Here is a 26,005-nt window from a genome sequence, read left to right as displayed (position 1 = left end):
AGGTTCAAAATGGAACAGCTAATAGAATTTGCAGGTAATCACTTTTTTCTGAGTGGGATCTGGCTAGCCTTAGTCGCCATGCTGGTTTACAGCTTTGTCAGTTCGTGGACGTCAAAAATAAAAGAAGTCAACACGCATGAAATGACGCAGCTTATCAACAAAGAAGATGCGGTTGTTCTGGATACTCGCCAGGCGAAAGAGTTTAAGGCTGGACGTATTATCAATGCCCGTCAGATGAAACCTGAAGAAATTCGCGAGAAAAATTTCAGTAAGCTTGAAAAATTTAAAGACACGCCCATTATTGTGGTGTGTGCAATGGGGAATAGCTCCCGAAGTGTTGCTTCATCATTAGCACAGAACGGCTTTTCAAAAGTGTTTGTACTTAAAGGCGGCATGAATGCGTGGCAAAGCGCAGGCTTGCCAATCAGCAGATAAGAGGCTTGAATGGCCAATATAGAAATTTATACCAAGGGCTATTGCCCGTACTGTCATCGCGCCAAAGCATTATTCGCAGAGAAAGGCGTAGAATTTAAAGAGTACGCCATTGACGTACAACCTGAATTGCGGGATGAAATGATTACCCGCGCTCAGGGTGGATGGACAGTACCTCAGATATTTATTAACGAGCAGCATATTGGCGGATGTGACGATTTAGTTGCTCTTGATATGCAAAATAAACTGGATGCCTTGCTCGCTGTATAAGGCAACTATGCAGGCAACAACACATATAGGAAGTATCATGGCTGAAGAAAATCAAGCAGCAGGCGCAGACGAAAAACAAGCTCCAAACGCGCAGTTCCAAGTTCAACGAATCTATGTAAAAGACATTTCGTTTGAATCTCCAAATCCAGTGGCAATGTTTAACAAAGAATGGAAACCTGAAATCAAACTGGACATTGATACCAAAACCGACAAGGTTAACGACACGTTATTTGAAGTAGTGCTTTCAGTGACGGTAACGGCAACTATCGGTGAGGAAACCGCGTTTCTTTGCGAAGTACAGCAAGCTGGTTTGTTTACGATTATCGATATGCCTGACCAAAATAAAGCACATACACTGGGTTCATTCTGTCCAAATCTGTTGTTCCCTTACGCGCGTGAGGCAGTATCAAATATGGTTAACCGCGGCACGTTCCCACCATTAAACCTTGCCCCCGTTAATTTTGATGCGATCTTTGCTGCATATATGCAAAAACGTGCTCAGCAAGCTCAGGGCGAACAACCCGCGCAGAAACTCGACGCGTAAATCGCATGAGTAACAGTTCAGTAACGGTTTTAGGGGCGGGCTCTTATGGCACCGCCCTTGCCTTTTGTCTGGCCCGCAATAGCACGTCTACTGTGCTCTGGGGGCGGGATAAAGAGCATATGGCAGACATGGCGGTAACCCGCGAAAACCGGCGCTACCTACCCGGGTTCAGGCTGCCGGATACTTTACAGATTGAAGCCGATCTGGCCACTGCGGTTAAGCAAAGTAAGTTTGTGCTGGTCGTAGTACCAAGCCACGCATTTAGCGGCATGCTAAAAGCGATTAAGCCATTTTTACAACCAGAGCAAAGTGTTATCTGGGCCACCAAAGGTCTTGAACCAGGCACTGGCAGGTTGTTACGAGAAGTGGCGCTGGAAATACTGGGCGATCACTATCCTCTTGCGGTACTTTCCGGGCCAACGTTTGCAAAAGAAATGGCCGCCGGCCTACCTACTGCCATTTCACTATCATCAACGGATGAAAACCTGGTTGATGTATTTGCAGCAAAGTTGCACTGTGCTAAATCATTTCGTGTTTATAAAAATCCCGATTTCATCGGCGTGCAGCTTGGTGGTGCGGTTAAAAACGTCATCGCGATAGGTGCAGGGTTGGCAGACGGTCTCGGCTTTGGCGCTAATGCGCGGACCGCATTGATCACGCGTGGTCTGGCTGAATTGTGCCGTTTAGGTACAAAGATAGGCGCGAAACCTGAAACGTTTATGGGTATGGCGGGCCTCGGTGATCTGGTGCTTACCTGCACTGACAATCAATCACGTAACAGACGGTTTGGTCTGGCATTGGGCTCAGGTAAATCTGTTGATCAGGCTCAACAGGAGATTGGCCAGGTGGTAGAAGGCTACCGTAATACCGAGGAAGTCCGCATTCTGTCTAAGCGCCTAGGCGTGGAAATGCCAATTTGTGAGCAAATTTACGCTGTTTTATATGAAGGCAAAGCGCCCAAGGATGCCGCGTTGGCACTGCTTGGTCGTGAACTCAAACAAGAGTAAAACGTAACTCGCCAGAGGCATGCTCTGGCAATTATTCCAGGCTCACATTATGTTTCACATCGCTTTGCACGAACCCAAAATGCCGCAAAACACCGGTAATATTATTCGTCTGGCAAGTAATAACGGCTGTCATCTTCACCTAATCGAACCGCTAGGTTTCGAGTTAGATGAAAAAAAACTTAGACGTGCTTCACTGGATTATCGTGATTTAGCCAACGTAACAGTTCACCCCAGTTACAATACCTTTTTAACCACGTTCGCTGGTCATCGTATATTTGCGCTAACCACTAAGGGCAGCCGTTGTTACACTGCTCCGGCATATGAGGCAGGGGATGTATTGTTATTTGGTTCTGAGACCGCTGGTTTGCCAGATACAATTTTAAACAGTCTCAGCAGCGATTATCGCATTCGCGTGCCCATGCAGCCGAATGCGCGTAGTTTGAACCTGTCGAACACGGTGGCAATTGTCACTTATGAAGCGTGGCGACAGCAAAGTTTCGGTGGCTGTCAGTAAACCGATTAATTGCCCGGCATGGGTAGTTGAGTTAATACCAGCCACAGGCTGACAAGTGCCAGGGTTAGCCCAATAGACGTCATCACCCCATCTTTGGTACTTAGACCAATCCCCATAAAGCCCACCGCAGAAGCAGGCAATGCTGCAGCGAAAGGTAGCAGTTCGAGCGGGATAAAAAGCAGTGCCGTAAGGCCGCAAATAAGGGCGATAAATCGCTTCGCAACGGGGTGGATAAAAAATTCCAGACGGGGTTTGAAAATTTTGTCAATTTTCTGCGTGTAAGGCTTAACCTTCTCCACCCCTTTTTTTAAAGTCTCTCGTTCAAACTCAATATTTTTGAGCTTCGCCGGAAGCCAGGGGTGATCTTTGCCAATTACCAGCTGAATGGTAATAAGAAAAATAGTGATACCGCAGGCGGAGGGTATACCCGGTATGGCACCTGTCGGTAGTATCGCAAGCAGTGATGGCACCAGGAGCAAAGGGCCGTATCCACGATTTTCAAACGCTTCAACCATATCCTTAATGGACGGTTTGTTATCGGACGCACTATCCAATAATTCGTCCATCACGCCTGTTAGATTAAGCGTACCAACCATGCCTGTCTCCTGATACCGATTGTGAATCGCTTAGCCTGGCAACATCCGTCGAACTATCCGGTTATGGTGTAAAATTGTCTCAAAACAATCTTCACAATCAGCTAACTGTACAGTGTCGATAAACTCGCCACTGACTGGGTTGCGCGAAAAACCGTAAACGTCATTTAAAGAAGGTCTCGTTACAACTGCAAAACTGTTACGATAATTCTCATTGCGACTGTCCATGCTGCATCCTTTTTAAATTGCCACACCAAAACTGCCATGTACTTAATATGGCTATCTGTCTGATGAAGCAATAAAACTTACTTAAAAAATACCTGAACAGGTGCTGCAGGATTTATGCCTCAGTCGCATCTGCTGAACAAAGACACGCTGACCCCGCGGAGTTCATTGCGATGGAAGGACGAAATTAAATTAAACAGATTTTCGGTTCGCCCCCTGCTTCTGTAAAAACGACATGATTTGTTGCAAAACAGGCACACGAAACTCATCCGCTTCAGCGAATAATTCGTGGTACGCATCAGCTATTTTTCTCACATCAGCGTGCGCAAACTGACGTGCGACGGCAAGTTGGCGACGGTTATCAATGATCTTATCGCCACTCGCACTGAACAGTAATATTGGCGTTTTGACTTCGTGAGCACGCCGTTCTATTTCATTCATGGCCTCTATTGCTGCACGCAGCCAGTGAGTCGTAACGCCCCCTAACTGAATTTCGCGAAAATCATCGTACAGATCGCGGAATAACCGATAGCGACTTTCGCTGTGGGTAAGCGTATTGATGGCATAGGGATAAGCCAAATAGGGGGTTTGTCCAAAAAAATAACCACTTTCACGCTGACCGATTTTTTGGAGTTTCAGACTTAAATAAATCAGGCATTTTGCCAACCAGCCAGGCAATGCCGGACGAACGCCAAACATGGGTGAGCATAGCACCGCTGAAGCAAAGCGGTTGGGTGCTTTTAACAAGGCCAGCGTGCCGATGGCGCCCCCCATGGAATGACACAGCAGGTGAAGCGGTTCAGTAGTCTTATCGGCAACGATAACATCACAAAAGTAAAGCAGGTCATCGACATAATCGTCAAAATCTGCCACGTAGCCGTGCTGGGGATCCGAGGTCATCCTGCCGGATAAACCCTGCCCTCTGTGGTCAAGGATATAGACGGCAAAACCGTTATTATAAAAATCGTACATCAGTTCTTTGTACTTTAATAACGACTCTATCCGCCCTGAACTGATCACCACGTGGGTATGAGTCTTTGGTGGCTGACACCAGGCATAGTGTACGCTGACGTCATGTTTTCCTTTAAATTCACCGGTTTCCACCGCCTCCTTCCAAAACGGGTTAATGTGGTTCGCATAGGTTTCCCCGAGATGATTTTCGGATGTCAATGTCCAACTCATTTCTTATCCTTCGAGCGGTACTGCAATAGTTACCTTCAGCCCATTGGGCTGATGTGTTGTGGCTTGAATAGTTCCATGATGAAGCTCTACAGCAGTTTTTGCAATTGCTAAGCCTAAGCCCGTGCCCCCGGAAGATCTTTCACGACTCGTTGAAACCCGGTAAAAAGGAGCGAAAATCTGCTCGCATTCGGCTGGTACAAGCCCAGGTCCGTCGTCCGAAATAGAAACTGACCAGCTACTCTCAGTGCATTCGACGAGCACTGAAATCGTAGAGTGACAATATTTTATGGCATTGCGCAGCACGTTTTCGACGGCTCGCTGGATCAATTCAAGGTTAACGGTCACCCATATTTCTGGCACAGCAGAAAAATTACATCGTTTTCCCTGTGCCGCCGCTTCAAATTCAGCATCGCTAAAAACGGGTGACAATATGCTGGATAATATAAGAGTTTGTTTACTGGCTGAATGGGTTTCTGTTTTCGTTAACATAAGCAATTGGCTTATCAATAATTCCATACGCTGGACTTCTTTTTCAATTCGACTAACAGCAGGATGATCCATTTTTTGCTGCTGAATCAGCCCTAAAGCCATTTGTAAGCGAGTTAAAGGTGAACGCAATTCGTGGGAAATATCAGCAAGTAAGCGTTGTTGTGATGACCAAAGTCGAGCCAGCTGCTCTGCCATTTGATTAAAATCACTGGCTAATTCTGCTATTTCATCCCTCCTAGTGCCTACATCAACTCTGGCTGACCAGTTGCCTCTTGCCAGCGTTTTAGTTCCGGCACGCAGTAGCTCAATAGGACGCGCTAGCGAACGAGCAAAGATATAGGACACACCCATACTAATAAACAAAACCAGTGGTATGAGCCAGAAAAAGGGCCGTATACGCTGTCCTAAAGTGGGCTTACTGACAAATAACTTTAGCGTACGCTGGCGATGAGTAAGTGTAAGAGGACCAATCAGACGATGTCGAGCGGTGGTGTATGAAATTGGCGTAAGCTGTCCAGAAAGGCGACGTATCTCTTCCACCTTTGCACTTCTGCGTGCAGGCCCAGGGGGAGTGATGACGCGATTTTTCTCAACATCAAATAACCAAATTGAGATTTGCGTTTCTCGACTTAACACGTCAATACGGTCTTGTAACGGGACCGGCCGGAGTGGACGTTCAGTTAGTCGAACAGCTAGCACATTGAGTTGGGCAATTTCTTCTTCAGTAGGACTGCCAAATTCAGGCTCAGGTTGAGCTGCCCGACCGACAAATAGGGCGATAACCGCGGCGAGAGTCAGCGTCAGCCAGAAAAATAGGAATAATCTGCCCACTAAACGTTGTAATGGATTAATGCGATTAAAAATCATGAGTGAGTTCGCAATAGGTAACCTGCTCCCCTCACAGTTTTGATTTTATCGCTGTTGTCACAAGCTGCCAGTTTTTTACGTAAGTTACTCACGTGCATATCAATGCTCCGATCATACGCCATCAACTTGCGCCCTAACACTTTTTCGCTAATCAACTCCTTTGTGATCAGTTCGCCTGCGTTTTCCATCAACACGTGTAAAATTGAAAATTCCGTACTCGTTAACGTGACAAGTTGTTCATTACATTCAACCGTTTGCCTACCGCTGTGTAGAATGACTCCATTAACCTGAATCTCCTGAGATTTTATGGGTGTAACAGCAATTTCCTGACGACGAAAAATAGCGTTTATTCGTGCGAGTAATTCGCGATGGTTAAAGGGTTTTGGCAGATAGTCATCAGCGCCCAATTCGAGCCCTAAAATTCGGTCATAATCATCTCCCCGCGCAGTGAGCATAATAACCGGGATAGTATTTGAAAGTCGCAACTGTTTTAAAAACTCAAAGCCCGTTAAATAGGGCATCATTACATCAAGCAAAATCAAATCGAAATTTGCGTTTGACGTTGCCAAAGCCAATCCCGCAACACTCTCATTAGCGACTGTTATCACAAAATTTTCTGCTTCCAGATAACTGTGCAACATTTCTGTTAACTCTTCATCATCATCGACTATCAAAATAGAATAATGGCGTGAGAAATGTTTGTTACTACCATTGCCAGACGATTGTCGTGGTGTCATAACCGCTCCATGAACAGACGTTTGAGCTATTGTAGGCTCAAAATAGATCGCGTTTTAATCTTTACACAAGCTTTACACTTTCCTCACCCAACTTTGCAATTAGGCAGATTAAACTGAGTTTGCTTACTTATGGTTACCACAGGAATACCGTTATGAAAAAACTTATTTTAGTCACATTATTCACAACTGCATTAAGCGGCACAGCAATAGAGGTTTTTGCTCACGGTGGAAAAATGGTTAGTGAAGATAAATCATTCAGAGTTTACCAAAAGTTGAATTTATCTGACGACCAGAAGAACACCATTAAAGAACTCACTGCCTCCTTTCGGCAAGCCCATCCCCCTGTGACGCGTGAAAGCCGACCTAGTAAGATGCCTTCCTTACAGCAGCCTTTTGATGAAGAAGCATTTACATCCCATTTTCTACAGCGTAACCCGGACAAGGCCCACCAACACCTTGAACATGCCCAGTTGCAACATGCTATTTTTCACGTATTCACCGACGCACAACAGTTGAAGTTCGTTCAATTACAAAACAAACGAAAAGCAAAAATGCACTTTTGGCGCACGAAGAAGATAGAGCGTACGTTGGATACATTGAACTTAGATCCAGGCCAGCGAGAACAGATTTCTGCAATGCGAGATGAGCATGATCAACATCGAAAAGTAATGAGTTCACAGATGGAAGACTACTACCAGCAACGCAGAGATATTATTCAGCAGACAGTGTTTGATGACAATCAATGGTTGGCGTTGGAAACAAAGTATCAGGATGTGAAACTAGACGTTGCTTTGCAAAATGCAAAACATCGTCACCAGCTTTTAGCAATACTGTCCGACGAGCAACGCACCGCACTCTTTTCTCGTAACGACAAAAAAAGAGAGGAGTCTCGTCGACTATAGTGATCGTTCGTACTTAGGTTTAACAGGGTGATAATCTGACGATAGAAATAAGGGTGAAGTGACCATTAGATCCGCACTCGCCGCATTACACGCTACTGGGACGTTCCACACGGAGCACAATCGCAGTAGCGCTTTCACATCAGGATCGTGAGGCGCCGGATTGAGGGGATCCCAGAAAAAGAACAACGCGGTTAACCCCCCTTCAGCGATGAGAGCACCAATCTGCTGATCGCCGCCTAAAGGTCCGCTTTGATAACGTTTAACCTCAAGACCGGTTTCAGTCGCGATCAGCTTACCCGTGGTACCGGTGGCCACAATTTTACATTTTTTCATCACATCGATGTGCGTATTGATCCACTGAATAAGCTCAGATTTCTTGTGATCATGTGCGACCAGCGCAATGGTGTATTCCTGCATGCTAATTCCTCATTATCTGTTCAGTTTGATTAATACCGTAAATCTTTCACCCCAGCAATAGCTATTGATAGGTAGTTATGCCGAAGTTGTAAAGCGTGACATGTAGCATTTAAGGCTGAATTATTATGGTAGAATCCTCGTCTATGTAAAATAATTATACATTTTTATTGCATAATGATTCATAACAAGTATTATCAGGGTGTAACACTTGTTGTTGATTAACCCAACCAGGAGAATTGCGTTTTGAGTATCATTTTTGCTCGTCATAATGTCGTAGCATTATTGCGTTTCGATATTTCTCCCATGACTTGCTACCAACGCGCTGTTGCCCGACGAAGATAACCGTTAGGTGCAGTTTAGTTTCATGTAGCACTCTTTTTACCTTTGCTGGCGTACTCGGGGCCTGCACGTCAACACTCTCGGAAGCAAAGGTAAAAAGTGAATTTTTCATTTATTCAACTTTTAAATCATCATGTTCAAAGTATCGATAATTGGTGCCAGCGGCTATGCCGGAGCACAGCTTACTGCATTAGTTCATCAGCATCCTGCCATGCAGATTGCTGATTTATATGTCTCAGCTGACAGTGCAGATGCACACAAACTTTTTTCAGCGGTAAGCGGGCAATATGCCCATCTGGCTGCGCGGCCTCTCACCCCACTCGTCTTAAACGAATGTGCGAAGGTGGCCGAATCAGTGGATGCGGTATTTTTATGCACGCCCCATGAGTTCAGTCACGATGTAATGCCGCAGCTGATTAACAAGCGCGCAAAAATATTTGATCTCTCAGGCGCATTCAGGTTGCCAGACCTTGATACCTTCGCCGCATTCTATGGATTTGCCAACCAGCATGCGTCAATTCAACAACAAGCGGTGTATGGACTGGCAGAGTGGTTTGCCGATGATATCGCTAACGCGTCACTGGTCGCCGTGCCCGGTTGCTACCCCACCGCGTCACTCACCGGGCTTTTACCCTTACAGCGTACAGGGCTGCTGGACACAACATTTCGTCCGGTGATCAATGCCGTATCCGGCGTCACCGGTGCAGGACGCAAAGCCAGCCTGACCACCAGTTTTTGTGAAGTGAGCTTACAGGCCTACGGTGTATTATCACACCGGCATACACCTGAAATCGAAAGCTATCTTGACCAGCAAGTCATCTTCACCCCGCATCTGGGTAATTTTAAACGGGGTATTCTTGCCACTATTACCGCTAAGGTGAAACCCGGTGTGACCGCCAATGATGTTGAGCAGGCATTTATTCAGCACTACCACCACCAGCCACTGGTGCGTTTAACTTCCGCCTTTCCAAAGGTAGATGATGTGGTCAACACACCGTTTGTGGACGTGCACTGGCAGGTGGATGAACAAAGTCATTATGTGGTTATCGGTTGTGCTATAGACAACTTACTTAAGGGCGCGGCTTCCCAGGCAATGCAGTGTGCAAACCTGGCTTTTAATCTGCCCCCTACACAGGGGTTACTGCCATGAAACGTGTGGTAATAAAAGTGGGTGGTGCATTGCTCGACCAGCCAAGCACCATCACCTCACTGTTTGCGCAAATCAAACAGCTGCAATCTCAGGCGCAAATTGTTCTGGTGCATGGCGGCGGCACGCTCACCGAAAAACTGTTAACGCAATTGGGTTTAACCAGCGAAAAGAAAAACGGTTTAAGGGTCACCCCGGTTGAGCACATGCCCATTATTGCGGGTACGCTAGCTGGTACCGCAAATAAAGTGCTTTGTGCGCAGGCTCATACTGCAGGGCTGGCCCCTGTGGGACTATCGCTTATTGACGGTAATATCATTAGCTGTACTCAGCTTGATGCCGACTACGGTGCCGTGGGCGTGCCTCAAGCCAATCAGAGCAGTTTGTTTGAAGTCTTAATGACCAACCGTTTTTTGCCGGTTGTCAGCTCTATTGGCTGTGATCACGCGGGTCAGTTATTAAATGTCAATGCTGACCATGCAGCCACCGCCATCGCCAAACTGCTCAATGCGCAGCTAATTATGTTATCTGATGTGGCTGGTGTGCTGGGGCACGATGATGTGCTGATTAAACAACTTGATGCTAATCACAGTCAGGAACTACAGCAAAAGGGTGTTATTGGCGGCGGTATGCAGGTCAAAGTCGATGCCGCGTTTCAGGCGGCAAACACACTGGCTCAACCGGTCGCTATCGCCAGTTGGAATGACCGGCTAAGCGATATTCTCGCAGCGCATTGCGGCACGCAGATTATCTCATCATCACGATTGGAACACGCATGAAACACGATTTATTAACGTTCAGCGATTGGACGCCCACACAAATGCAAACCCTGCTTGAACTGGCTGTCTCCCTAAAACAGCATCCGGCAGATTATTCCAACGTATTAGGCGGTCGCTCGATTGTGGCCTTGTTTGAGAAACCTTCGCTGCGAACCCGCGTAAGTTTTGAAATCGGCATTCATAAATTGGGTGGACATCTGGTTTATCTGGACGCGCAGGCCAATAGCCTGGTGGGGCGCGAAGACATACGCGACACCGCGGCTAACCTAGCCTGTTGGGCGGACGCCATTATCGCCCGGGTATTTGCCCACAACACGCTGACCACAATGGCTGCGGCAGCGAAGGTACCGGTAGTTAATGCATTATGCGATAAGTTTCATCCCTGTCAGGCGCTGGCTGATTATCTTACGTTGTATGAACAGTTTGGCGAGGTTAAGGGGCGCACCCTGGCCTACGTAGGCGACGGGAATAATGTCACTCATTCACTCCTGATTGTCGGCGCCCTGCTTGGCTGCAATGTCATCAGTGTCACCCCGCAAGGGCACGAAGCAGACACAGCGATTTTCGCGCTGGCGCAAGATATTGCCAAACAAACAGGCGCACGAATTGAAAAATCTCATGCTATTGAGGCGATAAAAGGGGTCGACGTACTCTACACTGATACCTGGTTGTCGATGGGAGACAAAACACCGCTGGCTGCCATAAAAGAAAAGTTTATGCCCTATCAGGTCAACGAAACTTTGTTTGCCAACAGTGGCGCGCGCTTTGTGATGCACTGCCAACCTGCTCATCGCGAGCTTGAAATTACCAACAGATTAATTGACAGTGAAGCATCGTTATTAATGCAACAGGCAGAAAACCGCATGCACGGCCAAAATGCCATTTTGACCCACCTTTTAGCAGGGTAAATTAACAGGACTCGGTTATGAAAAATATTAATAAAGTGGTACTGGCGTATTCTGGGGGCTTAGACACCTCTGCCATTATCCCGTGGTTAAAAGAAAACTACGACTGTGAAGTGATTGCGTTTGCGGCCGATGTGGGTCAGGGCGATGAAGAGCTGGAAGGACTGTACGAAAAAGCATTGGCCTCAGGTGCCAGCGACTGTCACATTGTGGATTTGAAAGAAGAATTTGTCGCCGAGTATATTTATCCCACCGTGATGACTGGCGCTGTATATGAGGGCGAATACCTGCTGGGCACCTCAATGGCGCGTCCGGTAATAGCCAAAGCCCAGGTCGCCATCGCGCGTAAAGTTGGCGCGGATGCGTTGTGTCATGGTTGCACAGGGAAAGGTAATGATCAGGTGCGTTTTGAAAGCGCGTTTGCCGCCCTTGCCCCTGACTTACAGGTCATTGCACCCTGGCGTGAATGGGATATGGTATCCAGAGAAGACTTACTTGATTACCTGGCCACCCGCAACATCCCCACCACGGCTTCTGCGACAAAGATATACAGTCGGGATGCCAACGCCTGGCATATTTCACACGAGGGCGGCGAGCTGGAAGATCCCTGGCAAGCTCCTTCAGATCAGGTGTGGACGCTCACCTGTTCACCGGAGCAGGCACCGGATAAGGCACAAACCGTTACCCTGTCATTCGAGCAAGGTAAGTTAGTCAAAGTAGATGACACTTTACTAAGCCCCTATCAGGCGTTAACTCAGCTTAATCAGGTGGCAGCCCAGCATGGTGTGGGCCGCAGCGATATCGTTGAAAACCGCCTGGTTGGCATGAAATCCCGTGGCTGCTATGAAACGCCGGGGGGCACAGTACTACTTAAAGCGTACAAAGCGCTGGAGACCATGGTGTTAGACAAGATGTCGCTGAAGCACCGTGAACAGCTTGCACTGGAGTTTTCCCACCTGGTCTACGACGGTCGCTGGTTTACCCCGTTATGTCATGCCATTCTGGCTGGCGCATCGGTCTTCGCCCAGCAGATAACCGGTGACGTGGTGGTGAAACTTTACAAAGGCCAGGCCACCGTGGTGCAGCGGCAATCACCAAATAGCTTGTATTCAGAAGACTTCGCTACGTTTGGCGCAGACGATGTTTACAACCAAAAGCATGCTGAAGGGTTTATTCGCCTTTACAGTTTACCTTCGCGCATCGCAGCACTGCAAAAGCAGGAGCGTTAATTATGGCATTATGGGGAGGACGGTTTACCGCAGATGCCAGCAGCATGTTTAAACAGGTTAACGACTCGTTGCCGTTTGATCAGGCAATGGCTGCGCAAGATATTCAGGGGTCAATAGCCTGGGCCGGTGCGTTGCGTCAGGCGGGTGTGCTGAGCGAACAAGAGCACCAGCAATTGCATAACGCGCTGAACGACATGCTGACTAAAGCGCAAGCAGGTGAGCTCAATTTCGCTGCCAGCCAGGAAGAAGATATTCACAGTTTTGTTGAAGCGGCGCTGATTGAGCAGCTTGGCGATGTGGGCAGAAAGCTGCACACCGGACGCAGCCGTAATGATCAGGTGGCCACCGATTTCAGATTGTGGGTCAAAACGCACGTTCTGTCACTGAAACAGGATTTAGTGCAGTTAAGACGTACCCTGCTGAATACAGCGTCACGCTATCAGCATGCAATACTTCCGGGGTACACCCATTTACAGCGGGCACAACCGATTGTATTTGGTCACTGGTGTTTAGCCTATGTGGAGATGTTTAAACGCGACAGCAGTCGTCTGGATGATTTATTGACCAGAATGGATCAATGTCCGTTGGGCTCTGGTGCGCTGGCAGGCACCACGTATGCGGTGGATCGCGCAAAGCTGGCCAGTGAGCTGGGTTTTGCCTCGCCTACCCTTAACAGTCTGGATGCGGTTTCCGATCGGGACTTTGTATTGGAGCTGTTGTTCACCGCCAGTACCAGCATGATGCATCTATCCCGCATGGCCGAAGATCTGATCTTTTATAACTCCGGCGAAGCCGGCTTTATTCAACTGGGTGACAGCGTGACTTCGGGCTCGTCATTAATGCCGCAAAAGAAAAACCCTGACGCACTGGAATTAATGCGTGGCAAATGTGGGCGCGTATTTGGCGCTTTGCAGGCGCTACTGGTTACCATGAAAGGCTTGCCGCTGGCCTACAACAAAGATATGCAGGAAGACAAAGAAGGCGCTATTGATACGGTTAATCAATGGCACAGCTGCTTGTGTATCGCCAGCGAAGTGTTGCAGTCAATCCAACTCAACGAAGACCGTTGCCGTCAGGCCGCCATGAAGGGGTATGCTAATGCCACTGAGCTGGCTGATTATCTGGTGGGTAAAGGCATTCCATTTCGTACTGCGCACGATATTTCGGGGCAGATCGTAATGGCCGCGATTACTGAAGATAAACCCATCGAAGCCCTGCCGCTTAACACCCTCAAAGCCCTCTGCGCCGACATTGATGAAGATGTATTTACGGTGCTGGAAGTGGAATACGGCATTAACAAGCGCAATAATCTGGGCGGCACCGCCTTTACCACCGTCACCGAAGCCCTTTATCGTGAGATGGAGCGTATGGACAGCGAGGAAGCCTAGTCAAATGGTACTGTCACATCAGGATGGTATTGCACTGTTTCGCAGCTCAGCTCCCTACATCAATGCACACAGAGGCAAAACTTTTGTGCTGATGTTTGGCGGTGAAGCGCTGGAGCATGACAACTTTCCTCACATCATTCACGATATTGCGCTGCTTAATAGCCTGGGCGTCCGGCTGGTACTGGTGCATGGGGCGCGCCCGCAAATTGATGAGCGCATCGCCTTACGCAACATTCCAGCGCGTTTTTCTCATGACAAGCGCATAACCGATAGCGCCACGCTGGCCTGTGTGAAAGATGCTGCAGGCTCAGCACGTGCGCATATCGAGGCGCTACTGACCACCGGCCTGCCCAACTCGCCCATGCACGGGGCGCAAATTCGGGTGTGCTCTGGCAATCTGGTGGTGGCCAAACCGGTGGGGGTGCTCGACGGTGTTGATTTTGACCATACCGGTGAAGTCAGACGCATCGATGTGCATGGTATTAACGACCACTTAAATGATGGCTCTATCGTGCTGCTTTCCCCTATGGGCTATTCCACTACCGGCGAAGTATTTAACCTGTCCCATGAAGATGTGGCTACAAAAGCTGCCATCGCATTAAAGGCAGATAAACTCATCGCGTTTTCCAGCCACGAAGGCATTTTTAATCAAAGCGGTAAATTGCTGCGCACGATTGAACGCCACCAGCTTGAGCAGCTTTACGCTGACAACCAGATAGATGCTGAACCCACCGTATTGCATGCGCTTATCAGTAGCGTGGCCGCAGGTATTCCGCGCGCCCACTGCATCAGCTACGAAATCGACGGTGCGCTGTTACAGGAACTGTTTACCCGCGATGGCTGCGGTTCGCTGGTGCTTGAACACCACTACGAACAATTACGCAAAGCCACCATCGATGACGTGGGCGGCATTCTGGCCTTAATCAAACCGCTGGAAGAAAGCGGCGCATTGGTGACCCGCTCCAGAGAACGTTTGGAGCAGGAAATTGAACATTTCTTTGTGATTGTCCGCGACGGCATGATCATCGCCTGTGCAGCATTGTATTTGTTTTCAGAAGAACGCAGTGGCGAAATTGCCTGCGTCGCCACCCATCAGGAATACCGTGGCAAAAACCGCGGCGAACGCCTGCTTGACGCCATTAAAACTTCGGCATTGGAACTAGGGCTCCAGAACCTGTTCGTGCTCACCACCCTCACCGCCCACTGGTTTTTAGAACAAGGGTTCGTGCAAGCCGACATCGACTCCCTGCCCGCAAGCAAGAAAGAACTGTACAATTTTCAGCGTAATTCCAAGGTGTTTAAGTTAACGCTTTAAATAGATTGAAGAATGCGAATGGCGCGAATAAGAAAGCGAATTTTATCCTTTTTACAAATTAATCTCGTGGCATACTGAGTTAACGAAGTGCCAAATTGGCGACTACTATTTTTCGGTTTCCAAAAGGCGCTTGAATTAGATAATACACTGTAATGTTTTTCAAACATCCCACTGCGTACTTACTCGCTAACATATTAAAACAAAAAAAGGAAAATCATGTTAAGAGTGTTGGCCGCCTGCGTTCTATTTTTTACTGTAGCTGTTGTTGCCAGTGAAAGTGTTGTGGATACTGAGAGGAATCGCCTCATTCCCATTCAGCTGTCACTCCCTTCTGATAAGTATACTTGTTCAGAAACATCCAGGTGCCCCGTTGCATTTTTAAGTGCCGGGTATGGTGTGCCGCACACAAAGTATCAATTTTTAGCGCAGACCTTTTCACAGCTGGGCTATTTGGTGGTAGCGATTGGCCACGAGTTGGCGGGTGATCCTCCGCTAGCTGTTTCGGGCAATTTATTTGAAGCACGAGCAGAAAATTGGCAACGAGGCGCAGATACATTAAGGGTCGTTCGCCGGGAACTTGGTCAGAAATATCCGGAATTCAATTTCGATAATTTAACCCTTGCAGGGCATTCGAATGGGGGTGATATTTCTGCCTGGCTCGCTCTGGAATCCTCCCCCTTTGTCACAAAGCTGATTACCTTAGATCATCGCCGGGTTCCTCTTCCACGATCGAATTCTGTGGACATTCTATCTATTCGAGCAAGTGATTTTGAAGCAGACGAGGGTGTTTTGCCTACGAAGTCAGAGCAGGCCGAATACGGAAGCTGCATATTAGAAATTCCACGCTCCAGACACAATGATATGTCAGATTACGGGCCTGCTTCACTTGCATCCCATATCCAGGCGATTGTTCATCGGTGGGTAACTGATGATTCTTGTTATTTACATGAATAACAATGACTTAACTTTTAAAAGAGTGCGTGTCACACTGGTACATTAACATTAAGGCGCTTCGTGATAGTGCCGCAATGGCACTGCCTGCAAATAGTAGTCAGCCTTCAAAATATTAAATTGATAAAAAAGGACATTTTCATGAGACGTTACTCCCTACCCTTATTGGCACTTATCGCACTCAGTTTTCAGGTTTTTGCGACCGAACCCGGTGTGGCAAACCAACCCGTTTTGGAAGACTACAGTGAAGGTGAAAAGTGGGTGTGGAAGTACAAAGGTGTCACATCAAAAGGGGAAGTACGCGCCGACGGCAATGATACTAAAGAGATCATTCTTGAGAATGGCGCGTTGGCGATGAAAACGGCCCATGCCGTTATTCCTTTAAGTCGGGTTGTACAAGCCGACACCAGTACCACACCTCGATATAAGTGGCCTTTAGAAGTGGGTAACAAGTGGAAATTCGAGCAAAGCTGGACCAGCGAAGACGGGACGCAAGGCATGACCAGTCAACACGCCGAAGTCCTGTCGTACCAGGAAGAAACAGTAGAGGCCGGAACCTTTATGGCCTATACGATTAAGTACGATGGTGAGATATCTAATTCTCAAGGTTACCGGGCTGATACTCAGGATGTTCATGTGTATGCGCCAAAGTTAAAAACGTTCATCAAACTAACGCAGACGCAGAATGACTATAAATATGTAGAAGAACTCATCGAGTACACGAAAAAGTAAGCTAAAAAATTAATAGACCGGAGCTATGCGTGGGTTATACCCCCATCGTAAACCGACAGCCCGTCTTTCTTTTAAGCAATAGAAATGAATATCCCGGTTCACTCACTGGCAATGTTTAATAGCCATTGCTAGTGGGTTAATTGGGCAACGCTAATATTTGAATACACCCCACTAACAACTATCTTTATTTAATGTTTAAGCGGCTCTGCCAGAACACTCTGCAGTTCACTAGTGGAGATTTTGGCTTGCGATCGCACTGTTCGCAGGATAGCTAAAACATGAGCATCATTCTCACCAGCTCAGGATAAAGTAATGGGACATCAAAATATTAAAGTAATTGCATTATTCGTTATTGGCTTCTGCGCTTTTAGCGCATCTGCAAAAAACCCGGTTGATAAGCAGATTCATACGTCTCTGCTGGCAGAGCAAGCCGCTTTTGGCAATAACTGTGATGAAGCGGCCATATTTCTTGCAGACAACGTAAGCTGGCACGTTGAAGGGGCAACCAAAACAAAACCGGAACTGATTAAACTTTGTCACCTCATTTCGCAGAGGAAAGGGATGCCACCGCGTAAAGTGATTAATCACAAAGCAAATGCACTTAATGCTGAGGCAGGATATACCGTATCCACCTATTCTACTGGGAAGCAAGGCGAGAGGGTGCAAGTGGTAACCAAAGTCTGGTATAAGCGCGAGAACCAATGGCAAATCGTACACGCTCAGGAATCAACCAGTCTAAAAGACGCTAATTAACGTTCCAAATTGGCTTTTTGCCAGAATATAATCCCAAGATTCATCTAACCGGAGTGTATGAAAGTGAAAATCAAATCACTGTGTGGCGTTATTATCGCTGCGAATAACCCAAAGGAATTAGCGGCGTTTTACAGTCATGTGTTTGCGGTCAACTTTGAAGAAGAAGATCATGGTGGCCTGGATATTCATTATGGGGTCGATATCGGGCAAATTCACTTGGGTATTCATCCGTCTAAAAATCTCGGCAAGACCGAAGTGGGCAATGCGTCCATTTCCATCGCTTACAATGTTAATTCGCTCAGCGACATCGCTTCTCGTTTAGCGCAGCTAAATGCGGTGCAGGTTACCTCACCCCACGATGAAGGGTTTGGCCTGGTGGCGTCGTATAAGGACCCTGAGGGTAACCTTTTCGAAGTCGTTGAACTAAATTATGAATTCGCTCCAGATGCTTAATCATTTCACATAAAAAAAGCTGCATAGATATTTCCAACTGACACTTTTAGCTCACTTTTTAAACAACTGTTCTATACTTAGTCTAGATTCCTGCGCCGTTTCAGGTTCGACCTAATTGTTAATAATTGTGCGAGCGGGAGGTGACTATGTCACGACATTACTACATCAGTGATGACCTTGACGATTTAGAGGTGGTAGAAAAAGAGTTGGAACAACAAGGCGTTTCACGTAGCCAGATACATGTGCTCAGTGACAAAGATGCGGATGTTGAAAACCATCACTTACATGCCATTACGCCATTTTTAAAGAAAGATGTGGTGCACTCTTCTGAGTTAGGTGCGTTTATAGGTGTTGCGGTAGCCGCGGTTTTACTGGCGGTGGTGTATTTACTTGAACTGCATAACTCTGCAGTGGGTTGGCTGCCCTTTTTATTTGGTGCTGCGGTGGTATTAGGCTTTTGCATCTGGGAGGGCGGACTGATTGGCCTGCAAGTGCCCAACCAGCAGTTTAAGCGTTTTCAAACATTTCTCGATAAAGGCAACCATGTGTTCTTCGTCGATACTAAAGACGAACAGGAAGCCAAACTGGCTGAGGTGATGTCACATCACCCTCGCTTACGCGAAGTCACCAACTCGCAAACTCCAGCCACACCATAATTAAAGGCTGAAAAAAGCTGGCCCGCCAATGCGGGCCAGCAACTTTATTGTGTAACCAGCACGGTTGCCCATTTAGCTGGCAGGGTCAGGGTGACCTTGCCATTTGTGTGTTCAACTGTGTCCTGGTTTAGTACATCGCGCCATTGCTGCTCATCAGCTGCCAGATTTACCGTTCGTGGCTGTTCACTGTTGTTAATCACCACGCGCACGGTCTGATGATCTTTCAAGGCTCGTTCAAAGCCGTACAGGTGTTTGTCATCGTTGACCAGTAACGTTTTAAAGCTTCCGGTCTGCAGCGCCGGGTAGCGTTTGCGGATATCGATCAACGTTTTGTAATGCAGTTGCAACTGCGTATTTACCGCAACTTCGTCGGCCTTCCGTTTACTGCCATCCGGCATCACGCTTTCGTCTGCATACTCAATATCAGGCCAAATCATCGGCTTGCGGTTGTCTGGATCATTCGCGCCCCACATTCCCACTTCATCACCGTAATAAACCATCGGTGCACCCACGTAGGTCATTTGCAGAATGACAAACAGCTTTTGCAAGTGCAGCTCTTCGGCGGTGGGTTTGCGCGGGCTGTAATCAGGATTATTGCCTACTTGCGATAGCTGGAAGTAATTTCCCCAGTCACGGAAGTTACCTACCCCACGATTGACGATATGTGAGGCAATGCGGTTGGAATCATGGCTACCAAATAGGTTCTGGGTGGCGTAAGCCACGCCTTTGGGGTAAAACTCGCGCATTTCGCGTAGCTTTGCATCGAATTCACTGGCAGAAATTGCAGCGTCGCCAGGGTTGAATAAAAACTCTGCGGCGGTAAAAGCAAAATTGTAGTTCATTTCGCCGTCAAATTCATCGCCCTGCAAATAAGGTTTCACTTTTTCCGGGCTATCCACAATTTCAGCGGTCAGGTAAGCCTCGTCATTGAGACTTTTTACGTGCTCTCGCCAATCTTTCCAGAACCCGTGGCCGACGCAAAATGCTACGTCAAGACGCCAGCCATCAATACCGTATTCACGCCCTTTATCCATTGGGTTCATCCAACGCTCAGTAATGGCAAAAATATAGTCTTTAGGCCCAGGTGCCAGGTCATGGGTGCTTTCTTTAAATTCGGGTAGTGACTTAACTCCAAACCATCCCTGATAGTCAAACGCCGTTCCCTTATCTTCATCGCGCCAGCTATTTACTGTAAACCAGTCAGCAAAGGGTGAAGCCTGTTGTTTTTGTTGTACATCCTGAAAGGCGAAACTGTTGATACCCATGTGGTTAAATACGCCATCAAAGATAATTCTAATTCCCTTCTTGTGGGCTTTTTCAATCAGCTCCAATGCCAGTTTATCGGCTTTTGTCCATACCCAGGTGTTCGGATCCCAGGGCTTTTCTTTAGCCATTAACGCTTTATCGCCTTCTGGGTCCGGCCCAAAATGCGGATCAATATGATGTAAACTGGCACTGTCATATTTGTGTAGCGACGGTGCCTGGAAGACCGGGTTCAAGTAAATAGCGTTAAAGCCCATCTCTTCAATGTAATCAAGCTTATCGATGATACCCTGTAAATCCCCGCCATAACGTCTGCGCAACAGGTGTTTCCACAACTCTTTATCGCCGTTGGCTTGTTCGTATTGTTGTAACTCATACCAGTCGCTTCCCCACGGATGCAGTTCCCAGTGTGCCACCGGTTCATTGGGATCAGCGCCCTCAATACTGGCTTTGGTCGGGTCATTGCTGGGGTCACCATTACGAAAACGCTCAGGAAAAATCTGATACCACACCGCTTTTTTCGCCCACTGCGGGACAAATTCACCCTCGGCATTAAGTTGTAACTCGCGAACCGGAAGTGTTTGTTCGCTCTGCGTACAGGCGGCGTGTGCGGTGTTGGCTGACATAATAAATAACGAGGCGGTAGTAAAAACTCTTAGTTTTGATTTCATGTAAACTTCGTGTGCTTTTTAGGTAAATGCCGAGAGCGAATGAACGCTCCCGGCGGTTAATTACTAGTATCGGAAGAAATCCTCTGCGCGGTCAACCACACCGTTTTCATCCGTTGAAGACGTTGCCGAGCGGTTTGAACCTGACTCCCAGGTCACGTTACCAGAACCATCTTTAAGAATATATTTAAACTCGAAAGATGTGTTTTTAGGTACGCTCACCGGCAGGAACCAGTCATTGTTATTAGGGTTATGGAATGCATCCAGCGCTTTGGTCGGATCCCAGTTGCCTAATTCAGGAATGCTGCCCACCACGTACACCTGTTGTCCGGCACTGGTGCCCGCTTCGACTTTAAATATCATCTGATTCTGATTGTCAGACAATACTTCAAAGTCGAAAGTGTTACTGGTCACGCCACCTTTAGTGACGGTGACCTGACGTTTTCCTGAAGCCACACCAGGCACAGTGACCGTTGCACTGTTGTAGTCATTGCTGACCACGTTCGCGGTGGTACTGCCAAATTTCACCTGAATTGCCCCATCCAGGCCAGTACCAAACAGAGTCACATCATTGCCTGCATGACCCATTACAGACTGCATATCGCCTAATTTTGGATTGCTTCCCAGTGATGGGTCGTAACTCCAAACGTTGACTTCCTGCAAGCCCAGATTGAACCCGTTGAGCTGACCATTGCTGACACCGATTGAGCTACCATCCAGGGCGCTGCCCAGAACGTCGGTATAGTTACCGTTAGGAAGTGAAGTGGACAGTGCAGGAATGTTGTAGGTGTTAAACGGACTACGGTTTACTGCAATGATAACTTCTTTGTCATAAAATTTACGCGACATCACCAATACATCGCTATTGGAATACAAAATTGATGTCATTCCATACGCTAACGCATCATTTTGCTGACGAAGTGCAGAAAGATCGCTGATGATGTTATACGCACGGGTGCTCTGGTCGAACGTGGTATCCGTTTGCATAAACACACGTCCGCCATTTTCACTGCCATCCTGTCCATTCACATACTGTTCAGTACCATAGTAAATGTTGGGTATCCCTCTGGAGGTCATGGTTAGCGCTAACGCCACGTCAAGACTGCGGGTATCACTGTTAACCCGTAAAAAACGGGGTACATCGTGGTTATCTATAAAGGTTACCGTCTGGTTTTCGTAGGCATAGTCCTGCGCAGTATATTGGTAGAAGTTAGCCAGCGCGTTCATGTTTTCACTGCCGTTACCAATCACATTGGTTACCGTGCGGAAAAACTCAAAATCCAGATTGTTAATGCCGGTGCGGTCAGGAAACGATTCATATTCGCCGTACTTTGGATCGGGTTTGCCGATAAAGAATTCGCCAAAATGGGTTACCGCACCACCCGCCGCCGCATCGATGGCATCACGGAAGCCTTTCGCGAAAGCCGGATTCATGTGCAGCGTGGCATCGTGACGATAGCCATCAATACCTTTAGCCTTCCAGAATATCGCTGCCTCTTCCAGATATTCAGCAACCTCTGGCAACTCGTGGGTAAAGTCCGCCAGTGAACCTAAATCCTTATAGCGATAACCATAACGGGAACCGTCGGAGCCTCGGTCACCAATGCGGTGGAACCAGCCAGGATTAACGGTACCATTTGGGTCCGCAATTAAGTTGTCCACGCTGCCATCGTTATTATGATCCACCGGGTTGCCGTTGCCATCAAACACGAAATTGCCGTTGCTGTCTCTATCGGGCTCGTACAGACGACCGTGTTCCGGAGAATTATTATTGGTCGGATTTTGCCAGCGACTGGTGTGGTTCGACACAAAATCGATCACCACTTTGATGCCTTCGTTATGCAGTGCCGTGACCATCGCTTCGAACTTGCTCATATCACCAAAATGTCGATTAGTGCGGTAATAATTCTTCGCATGATAGCCATGGTAACTTGACCAGACTAATTGGGAGCCCCCACCCTGATAATCAATGATAGGCTCGTCGCGGTTAGCATACGGCGCGGAAATCCAAACGGCCGTGATCCCCATGTTTTTCAGATAGGGAATTTTGTCGATGATGCCCTGGAAATCTCCACCCTGATAAAGCTTAAGATCGCCACCAGTACCGTCAAATATGGAGCTGGGCGAACCGCTTGGAATATTATTACTGCTATCACCGTCATAGAAACGGTCGGTAAGAATCTGATAAACCACATCTTTACCTGTGACCGGACCTAAATTATTTTGTGCTAGTGCATCGGATATATTAAGTGCTAATGCCGCCACCGGAATGACAGCGAGCTTGAGTAATGACCCAAGCGATTGATTACGTTTCATTTTTTCGCTCTTTTATTAAGGTTTACAATATTCAGCGCTGAGGAAATTTCATTCACCATCCTAGGTCATTAACATTTATATAACAAAATTTTGCATACGTATTCAGATAAATTTAAATTATTAAGCTGGATGATTATGTAATTGAAATTTATACGCGAAACCTATACTTACGGCTAGTTTCGACGGATTGAATGGTTGAAAATAGATGTGGTCAGATGAGCTAAAAATTAGTTTGTCTGCAATTGAATGTTGCAATAATGTTGGCACCGGCAATGTCGAACTCACTGGACAAATAGGTAACGTCTATGCCAATTTAGGTTTTGCTCACATACACAGACAATTGGACTTACCGCAGTGGCAGGCACATATACAAATAACCACCATGTGATCACCGTTACACCATGCTCAGATCTGATTAAATCCGCGGCAATGACCTATCGCAATATGCGCCCTTATTACCAACATTACGGTGTCGAATGGGATGAGCATACAGTGTGGCAGCATATTCAGGAACTTGAAAATTGGGATATAGTGCATCTGGGTCAGGTTATCGGTGCAGTTCGCTTAGCTTTCGATGCAGATGGCTGCTATTTGCGTGATCTGCAGATTGATGCTGCCTTTCAGAATCAGGGCTGGGGTGCAGAATCACTGCAGCTTGCCAAACGCATAGCCAAAGATAAAGGTGCGATAAAATTAAGACTACGGGTGATGAAAATCAGCCCTGCAATTAATTTATATTACAGAACCGGATTTGGCGTTTCTCACGAAGATGAGCGCTTTTACTTTATGGAGCAATCTATATAAACCCGTTACCAGTACTAAGTTAAATACAAAAAGTAAAAAAGTAAAAAAGTAAAAAGTGATAAGCAATTTACAAGTGCTGTTAAATCGTCGTTTAAACAATACCTTGCTGCAGCACATTCACTGTCGATTTATTTCAAGCTAAGGAATTATGGATCCTGTTACCCAAGGTGTTATCGGCGCCACAGCCGCCTTAGTAATAAGTAAAGACAAAACCCGACTGAAACACGCTGCATTTATCGGTGCAGCGGCGGGTATGGCACCCGATTTGGATATTTTGCTTCAATCCAGTCAGGATCCTTTGCTGGCACTGGAATTACATCGACAATTTACCCATGCCCTTTTTTTCATTCCCATCGGTGGATTCATTGTCGCATCGTTACTGTGGTTACTGTTCTACCGGGCACACCCATTTAAATCTATTTATTGGTGTGCCACAGCAGGGTACGCCACCCACGGTCTGCTCGATTCCTGCACCTCTTACGGAACACAACTGCTGTGGCCGTTCACCCACTTGCGCATAGCCTGGGATACTATAGGCATCATAGATTTGTTTGTGACATTGCCCCTGCTGATAGGAATTGCTGCAACCTGTTTGGTCAAACGAAAGCACTGGCTCTATTTGTCAGTTGCTTTCTTTGCTGCTTACATGGGATTAGGTGTATTGCAGCACCATCGCGCGATAAACACAGTCGATCAGCTGGTCAGGCAAAACAGCCATCAGGCTACACGCATCAAAGCGATGCCGACCATTGGTAATCTTATCGTGTGGCGAACCTTGTATGAGGCCAACCAACGCTATTATGTTAATGCAATCGCCCTTCCCATTATGGGCGAGCCGAGAATTTATCCGGGCACCGTGATAGAAAAGCTAAATATGATGCGTGACTTTCCCTCAATTGAGCCTGGCTCGGTACATGCTGACGATGTGGAGCGATTTCGCTGGTTTACTGATAACTGGTTGGTGGTGGACCCGAAGCACGCAGAGAGGATCAGTGATTTACGCTATTCAGCACAGGTAGAGAAGGTAAAGCCGTTATGGGGTATAGAGCTTAATGCAGACAAGCAGCATCAGCATGTAAACTACATAGATGACATTCCCAGTGGTAATCGTGACCTAATCCCCCTCGACAAAATATTTGATTCATCTTCCTCAGAGCAACTCAACGAGCGGTTACCTTAACGCGCGTTTTTATTAAGCTTTTGATTGAAGAACCAATGTTGAGCCACCATACCGCTTACCATGGCAGCGAAGAACAGCAGCAAGTCGCTATCAAGGGTGGCAGCAGCAACTACCGCCGGACCGGGACACAATCCGGCTATACCCCACCCTATGCCAAACAGACCTGCACCAAAAACCAGTTTAGCGTCAATTTTACGCTTAGCGGGGAGTTCAAAATGGCTGGAATAAAGAGGTTTCTCTCGTTTCCTAAGCCAGTGAAATCCTGGCAGTGCCACCGCGATAGCCCCACCCATCACAAATGCAAGCGTCGGGTCCCACCTGGCGCTCCAATCTAAAAAATTGAGCACTCTGGCCGGATTGGTCATGCCAGAAATGATCAGACCAAAACCAAATAAAAAACCGCAAAATAGCGCAGCGAGTAATGTTTTCAATTTTTCACCTGTTGTTTAAAGATATCTAATCACACTCACAGTAGCGACCGCAGTGACCATAAAGATTAAGGTCGCCACGAGCGAGCGCGGGGAAAGGCGGGCCAGGCCGGCCACACCGTGTCCCGAGGTGCAGCCACTACCCAGTCTGGTGCCGAATCCGACAAGCAGCCCTGCTATAACCATCCACAGGGTTTCAGTTTGCACAATGACCGCAAACTCGCCAATAAATGCGCGATATAGAATAGGAGAAAGTATCAAGCCGGCCAGAAACGCCAACCGCCAATGTAGCTCAATGGATTTTTGATTAAATATGCCGGCGACGATCCCTGAAATACCTGCAATTTTTCCGATACTGAATAACAGGAGTACTACGGCTGTCCCGATGAAAACGCCACCGGCCAGACCCGCCCAGGGGTCAAAGGTTGTTACTGTCCAATTCATCATTGTTAATCCATGCATAGTCAATCTTGATAAGGTATATCGAAGCTTCACGCTTAATATAAACTATTCCGCATAT

29 protein-coding genes are annotated in these 26,005 nt (G+C 47.3%); 19 read left to right on the top strand and 10 right to left on the bottom strand.

The window, feature by feature from the left end:
- The first annotated feature begins 9 nt into the window (after window positions 1-9).
- Genes HCJ96_RS08655 through HCJ96_RS08635 form a run of 5 tightly spaced genes read left to right on the top strand, consistent with a single transcriptional unit; the run spans window position 10 to window position 2,767 of the window.
- The gene (locus HCJ96_RS08655; protein ID WP_169210643.1) at window positions 10-435 is read left to right on the top strand and encodes a rhodanese-like domain-containing protein; all 426 of its coding nucleotides are present in this window, start codon (window positions 10-12) and stop codon (window positions 433-435) included.
- Window positions 436-444: 9 nt separating this feature from the next.
- Complete coding sequence (grxC, locus tag HCJ96_RS08650; protein ID WP_169210642.1) at window positions 445-702, top strand: glutaredoxin 3; 258 nt, start codon at window positions 445-447, stop codon at window positions 700-702.
- 37 nt (window positions 703-739) lie between these two features.
- Window positions 740-1,246, top strand: a complete 507-nt coding sequence (gene secB / locus HCJ96_RS08645; protein WP_169210641.1) for a protein-export chaperone SecB — start codon at window positions 740-742, stop codon at window positions 1,244-1,246.
- Window positions 1,247-1,251: 5 nt separating this feature from the next.
- Window positions 1,252-2,253, top strand: a complete 1,002-nt coding sequence (gene gpsA / locus HCJ96_RS08640; RefSeq protein ID WP_169210640.1) for an NAD(P)H-dependent glycerol-3-phosphate dehydrogenase — start codon at window positions 1,252-1,254, stop codon at window positions 2,251-2,253.
- Between the two features lie 49 nt (window positions 2,254-2,302).
- On the top strand, window positions 2,303-2,767 hold the full coding sequence (locus tag HCJ96_RS08635; RefSeq protein WP_169210639.1) for a tRNA (cytidine(34)-2'-O)-methyltransferase: 465 nt from the start codon (window positions 2,303-2,305) through the stop codon (window positions 2,765-2,767).
- Between the two features lie 5 nt (window positions 2,768-2,772).
- Here HCJ96_RS08635 and HCJ96_RS08630 read toward each other — a convergent pair whose 3' ends face one another.
- The 4 genes from HCJ96_RS08630 to HCJ96_RS08615 all read right to left on the bottom strand — a co-directional run bounded on the left by HCJ96_RS08630 (window position 2,773) and on the right by HCJ96_RS08615 (window position 6,860).
- Window positions 2,773-3,363, bottom strand: coding sequence for an exopolysaccharide biosynthesis protein (locus HCJ96_RS08630; RefSeq protein ID WP_169210638.1), 591 nt, complete (start codon window positions 3,361-3,363; stop codon window positions 2,773-2,775).
- Window positions 3,364-3,777: 414 nt separating this feature from the next.
- Window positions 3,778-4,767: an alpha/beta fold hydrolase gene (locus HCJ96_RS08625; RefSeq protein WP_169210637.1), complete on the bottom strand. Its 990-nt coding sequence runs from the start codon at window positions 4,765-4,767 to the stop codon at window positions 3,778-3,780.
- 3 nt (window positions 4,768-4,770) lie between these two features.
- The gene (locus tag HCJ96_RS08620; RefSeq protein WP_169210636.1) at window positions 4,771-6,123 is read right to left on the bottom strand and encodes an ATP-binding protein; all 1,353 of its coding nucleotides are present in this window, start codon (window positions 6,121-6,123) and stop codon (window positions 4,771-4,773) included.
- Window positions 6,120-6,860, bottom strand: a complete 741-nt coding sequence (locus tag HCJ96_RS08615; protein WP_169210635.1) for a response regulator transcription factor — start codon at window positions 6,858-6,860, stop codon at window positions 6,120-6,122. Before HCJ96_RS08615 ends, HCJ96_RS08620 begins: the two co-directional genes overlap by 4 nt.
- Window positions 6,861-7,012: 152 nt before the next feature.
- Between HCJ96_RS08615 and HCJ96_RS08610 the strand changes: the two genes are divergently transcribed.
- The gene (locus HCJ96_RS08610) at window positions 7,013-7,762 is read left to right on the top strand and encodes a Spy/CpxP family protein refolding chaperone (RefSeq protein ID WP_169210634.1); all 750 of its coding nucleotides are present in this window, start codon (window positions 7,013-7,015) and stop codon (window positions 7,760-7,762) included.
- Here HCJ96_RS08610 and HCJ96_RS08605 read toward each other — a convergent pair.
- A complete protein-coding gene (locus HCJ96_RS08605) occupies window positions 7,757-8,179 on the bottom strand; it encodes a methylglyoxal synthase (RefSeq protein WP_169210633.1) in 423 nt (140 codons plus the stop codon). The two genes, HCJ96_RS08610 and HCJ96_RS08605, sit on opposite strands and share 6 nt — an antisense overlap.
- A 250-nt stretch (window positions 8,180-8,429) precedes the next feature.
- The gene (locus HCJ96_RS08600; RefSeq protein ID WP_169210632.1) at window positions 8,430-8,630 is read right to left on the bottom strand and encodes a hypothetical protein; all 201 of its coding nucleotides are present in this window, start codon (window positions 8,628-8,630) and stop codon (window positions 8,430-8,432) included.
- Window positions 8,631-8,651: 21 nt separating this feature from the next.
- On the opposite strand from HCJ96_RS08600, the gene argC reads away from it, so the two are divergent.
- The 11 genes from argC to HCJ96_RS08545 all read left to right on the top strand — a co-directional run bounded on the left by argC (window position 8,652) and on the right by HCJ96_RS08545 (window position 18,826).
- On the top strand, window positions 8,652-9,668 hold the full coding sequence (argC, locus tag HCJ96_RS08595; protein ID WP_169210631.1) for an N-acetyl-gamma-glutamyl-phosphate reductase: 1,017 nt from the start codon (window positions 8,652-8,654) through the stop codon (window positions 9,666-9,668).
- The gene (argB, locus tag HCJ96_RS08590) at window positions 9,665-10,444 is read left to right on the top strand and encodes an acetylglutamate kinase (protein ID WP_169210630.1); all 780 of its coding nucleotides are present in this window, start codon (window positions 9,665-9,667) and stop codon (window positions 10,442-10,444) included. The genes argC and argB overlap by 4 nt, the downstream gene beginning before the upstream one ends.
- Window positions 10,441-11,352: an ornithine carbamoyltransferase gene (locus HCJ96_RS08585; RefSeq protein ID WP_169210629.1), complete on the top strand. Its 912-nt coding sequence runs from the start codon at window positions 10,441-10,443 to the stop codon at window positions 11,350-11,352. Before argB ends, HCJ96_RS08585 begins: the two co-directional genes overlap by 4 nt.
- Before the next feature lie 17 nt (window positions 11,353-11,369).
- The gene (locus HCJ96_RS08580) at window positions 11,370-12,578 is read left to right on the top strand and encodes an argininosuccinate synthase (protein WP_169210628.1); all 1,209 of its coding nucleotides are present in this window, start codon (window positions 11,370-11,372) and stop codon (window positions 12,576-12,578) included.
- Window positions 12,579-12,580: 2 nt separating this feature from the next.
- On the top strand, window positions 12,581-13,966 hold the full coding sequence (argH, locus tag HCJ96_RS08575) for an argininosuccinate lyase (RefSeq protein WP_169210627.1): 1,386 nt from the start codon (window positions 12,581-12,583) through the stop codon (window positions 13,964-13,966).
- A 4-nt stretch (window positions 13,967-13,970) separates the two neighbouring features.
- Window positions 13,971-15,281, top strand: a complete 1,311-nt coding sequence (gene argA, locus HCJ96_RS08570) for an amino-acid N-acetyltransferase (protein WP_169210626.1) — start codon at window positions 13,971-13,973, stop codon at window positions 15,279-15,281.
- A gap of 216 nt (window positions 15,282-15,497) precedes the next feature.
- The gene (locus HCJ96_RS08565) at window positions 15,498-16,235 is read left to right on the top strand and encodes an alpha/beta hydrolase (RefSeq protein ID WP_169210625.1); all 738 of its coding nucleotides are present in this window, start codon (window positions 15,498-15,500) and stop codon (window positions 16,233-16,235) included.
- A 138-nt stretch (window positions 16,236-16,373) separates the two neighbouring features.
- Window positions 16,374-16,964 carry a hypothetical protein gene (locus HCJ96_RS08560; RefSeq protein ID WP_169210624.1) on the top strand — a complete coding sequence of 197 codons (591 nt, stop codon included), beginning with the start codon at window positions 16,374-16,376 and terminating at the stop codon, window positions 16,962-16,964.
- A 312-nt stretch (window positions 16,965-17,276) separates the two neighbouring features.
- Window positions 17,277-17,717: a nuclear transport factor 2 family protein gene (locus tag HCJ96_RS08555; RefSeq protein WP_169210623.1), complete on the top strand. Its 441-nt coding sequence runs from the start codon at window positions 17,277-17,279 to the stop codon at window positions 17,715-17,717.
- A gap of 57 nt (window positions 17,718-17,774) precedes the next feature.
- A complete protein-coding gene (locus HCJ96_RS08550; protein WP_169210622.1) occupies window positions 17,775-18,170 on the top strand; it encodes a VOC family protein in 396 nt (131 codons plus the stop codon).
- 146 nt (window positions 18,171-18,316) lie between these two features.
- The gene (locus HCJ96_RS08545; protein WP_169210621.1) at window positions 18,317-18,826 is read left to right on the top strand and encodes an NAD/FAD-utilizing enzyme; all 510 of its coding nucleotides are present in this window, start codon (window positions 18,317-18,319) and stop codon (window positions 18,824-18,826) included.
- 44 nt (window positions 18,827-18,870) lie between these two features.
- Here the strand turns inward: HCJ96_RS08545 and HCJ96_RS08540 are convergent, their stop codons facing one another.
- A complete protein-coding gene (locus HCJ96_RS08540; protein ID WP_169210620.1) occupies window positions 18,871-20,760 on the bottom strand; it encodes a glycoside hydrolase family 13 protein in 1,890 nt (629 codons plus the stop codon).
- Between the two features lie 63 nt (window positions 20,761-20,823).
- Window positions 20,824-23,073 carry an alpha-amylase family glycosyl hydrolase gene (locus HCJ96_RS08535; protein WP_169210619.1) on the bottom strand — a complete coding sequence of 750 codons (2,250 nt, stop codon included), beginning with the start codon at window positions 23,071-23,073 and terminating at the stop codon, window positions 20,824-20,826.
- Window positions 23,074-23,427: 354 nt separating this feature from the next.
- Here HCJ96_RS08535 and HCJ96_RS08530 point away from each other — a divergent pair, with 354 nt between their 5' ends.
- Both HCJ96_RS08530 and HCJ96_RS08525 read left to right on the top strand, forming a co-directional pair.
- Complete coding sequence (locus HCJ96_RS08530) at window positions 23,428-23,877, top strand: GNAT family N-acetyltransferase (RefSeq protein ID WP_343034690.1); 450 nt, start codon at window positions 23,428-23,430, stop codon at window positions 23,875-23,877.
- Window positions 23,878-24,025: 148 nt separating this feature from the next.
- Window positions 24,026-25,057 (top strand): metal-dependent hydrolase, encoded by a 1,032-nt coding sequence (locus HCJ96_RS08525; RefSeq protein ID WP_169210618.1) that lies wholly within the window; start codon window positions 24,026-24,028, stop codon window positions 25,055-25,057.
- Here HCJ96_RS08525 and HCJ96_RS08520 read toward each other — a convergent pair.
- Window positions 25,054-25,488: a YeeE/YedE family protein gene (locus HCJ96_RS08520; protein ID WP_169210617.1), complete on the bottom strand. Its 435-nt coding sequence runs from the start codon at window positions 25,486-25,488 to the stop codon at window positions 25,054-25,056. The two genes, HCJ96_RS08525 and HCJ96_RS08520, sit on opposite strands and share 4 nt — an antisense overlap.
- Before the next feature lie 15 nt (window positions 25,489-25,503).
- On the bottom strand, window positions 25,504-25,932 hold the full coding sequence (locus HCJ96_RS08515) for a YeeE/YedE family protein (RefSeq protein WP_211162749.1): 429 nt from the start codon (window positions 25,930-25,932) through the stop codon (window positions 25,504-25,506).
- Window positions 25,933-26,005: the final 73 nt, after the last annotated feature.

Origin of the sequence: Alteromonas ponticola, assembly GCF_012911815.1 — a bacterium.
GTDB classification, from domain to species: Bacteria; Pseudomonadota; Gammaproteobacteria; order Enterobacterales; family Alteromonadaceae; genus Alteromonas; species Alteromonas ponticola.
This window is presented reverse-complemented; position numbering and strand designations above follow the sequence as displayed.

Excerpts from the sequence above, each read along its gene's own strand:
- HCJ96_RS08655 (WP_169210643.1), top strand. The coding sequence starts at position 10 with ATGGAACAGCTAATAGAATTTGCAGGTAATCACTTTTTTCTGAGTGGG.
- grxC (WP_169210642.1), top strand. The coding sequence starts at position 445 with ATGGCCAATATAGAAATTTATACCAAGGGCTATTGCCCGTACTGTCAT.
- secB (WP_169210641.1), top strand. The coding sequence starts at position 740 with ATGGCTGAAGAAAATCAAGCAGCAGGCGCAGACGAAAAACAAGCTCCA.
- gpsA (WP_169210640.1), top strand. The coding sequence starts at position 1,252 with ATGAGTAACAGTTCAGTAACGGTTTTAGGGGCGGGCTCTTATGGCACC.
- HCJ96_RS08635 (WP_169210639.1), top strand. The coding sequence starts at position 2,303 with ATGTTTCACATCGCTTTGCACGAACCCAAAATGCCGCAAAACACCGGT.
- HCJ96_RS08630 (WP_169210638.1), bottom strand. The coding sequence starts at position 3,363 with ATGGTTGGTACGCTTAATCTAACAGGCGTGATGGACGAATTATTGGAT.
- HCJ96_RS08625 (WP_169210637.1), bottom strand. The coding sequence starts at position 4,767 with ATGAGTTGGACATTGACATCCGAAAATCATCTCGGGGAAACCTATGCG.
- HCJ96_RS08620 (WP_169210636.1), bottom strand. The coding sequence starts at position 6,123 with ATGATTTTTAATCGCATTAATCCATTACAACGTTTAGTGGGCAGATTA.
- HCJ96_RS08615 (WP_169210635.1), bottom strand. The coding sequence starts at position 6,860 with ATGACACCACGACAATCGTCTGGCAATGGTAGTAACAAACATTTCTCA.
- HCJ96_RS08610 (WP_169210634.1), top strand. The coding sequence starts at position 7,013 with ATGAAAAAACTTATTTTAGTCACATTATTCACAACTGCATTAAGCGGC.
- HCJ96_RS08605 (WP_169210633.1), bottom strand. The coding sequence starts at position 8,179 with ATGCAGGAATACACCATTGCGCTGGTCGCACATGATCACAAGAAATCT.
- HCJ96_RS08600 (WP_169210632.1), bottom strand. The coding sequence starts at position 8,630 with ATGAAAAATTCACTTTTTACCTTTGCTTCCGAGAGTGTTGACGTGCAG.
- argC (WP_169210631.1), top strand. The coding sequence starts at position 8,652 with ATGTTCAAAGTATCGATAATTGGTGCCAGCGGCTATGCCGGAGCACAG.
- argB (WP_169210630.1), top strand. The coding sequence starts at position 9,665 with ATGAAACGTGTGGTAATAAAAGTGGGTGGTGCATTGCTCGACCAGCCA.
- HCJ96_RS08585 (WP_169210629.1), top strand. The coding sequence starts at position 10,441 with ATGAAACACGATTTATTAACGTTCAGCGATTGGACGCCCACACAAATG.
- HCJ96_RS08580 (WP_169210628.1), top strand. The coding sequence starts at position 11,370 with ATGAAAAATATTAATAAAGTGGTACTGGCGTATTCTGGGGGCTTAGAC.
- argH (WP_169210627.1), top strand. The coding sequence starts at position 12,581 with ATGGCATTATGGGGAGGACGGTTTACCGCAGATGCCAGCAGCATGTTT.
- argA (WP_169210626.1), top strand. The coding sequence starts at position 13,971 with ATGGTACTGTCACATCAGGATGGTATTGCACTGTTTCGCAGCTCAGCT.
- HCJ96_RS08565 (WP_169210625.1), top strand. The coding sequence starts at position 15,498 with ATGTTAAGAGTGTTGGCCGCCTGCGTTCTATTTTTTACTGTAGCTGTT.
- HCJ96_RS08560 (WP_169210624.1), top strand. The coding sequence starts at position 16,374 with ATGAGACGTTACTCCCTACCCTTATTGGCACTTATCGCACTCAGTTTT.
- HCJ96_RS08555 (WP_169210623.1), top strand. The coding sequence starts at position 17,277 with ATGGGACATCAAAATATTAAAGTAATTGCATTATTCGTTATTGGCTTC.
- HCJ96_RS08550 (WP_169210622.1), top strand. The coding sequence starts at position 17,775 with ATGAAAGTGAAAATCAAATCACTGTGTGGCGTTATTATCGCTGCGAAT.
- HCJ96_RS08545 (WP_169210621.1), top strand. The coding sequence starts at position 18,317 with ATGTCACGACATTACTACATCAGTGATGACCTTGACGATTTAGAGGTG.
- HCJ96_RS08540 (WP_169210620.1), bottom strand. The coding sequence starts at position 20,760 with ATGAAATCAAAACTAAGAGTTTTTACTACCGCCTCGTTATTTATTATG.
- HCJ96_RS08535 (WP_169210619.1), bottom strand. The coding sequence starts at position 23,073 with ATGAAACGTAATCAATCGCTTGGGTCATTACTCAAGCTCGCTGTCATT.
- HCJ96_RS08525 (WP_169210618.1), top strand. The coding sequence starts at position 24,026 with ATGGATCCTGTTACCCAAGGTGTTATCGGCGCCACAGCCGCCTTAGTA.
- HCJ96_RS08515 (WP_211162749.1), bottom strand. The coding sequence starts at position 25,932 with ATGATGAATTGGACAGTAACAACCTTTGACCCCTGGGCGGGTCTGGCC.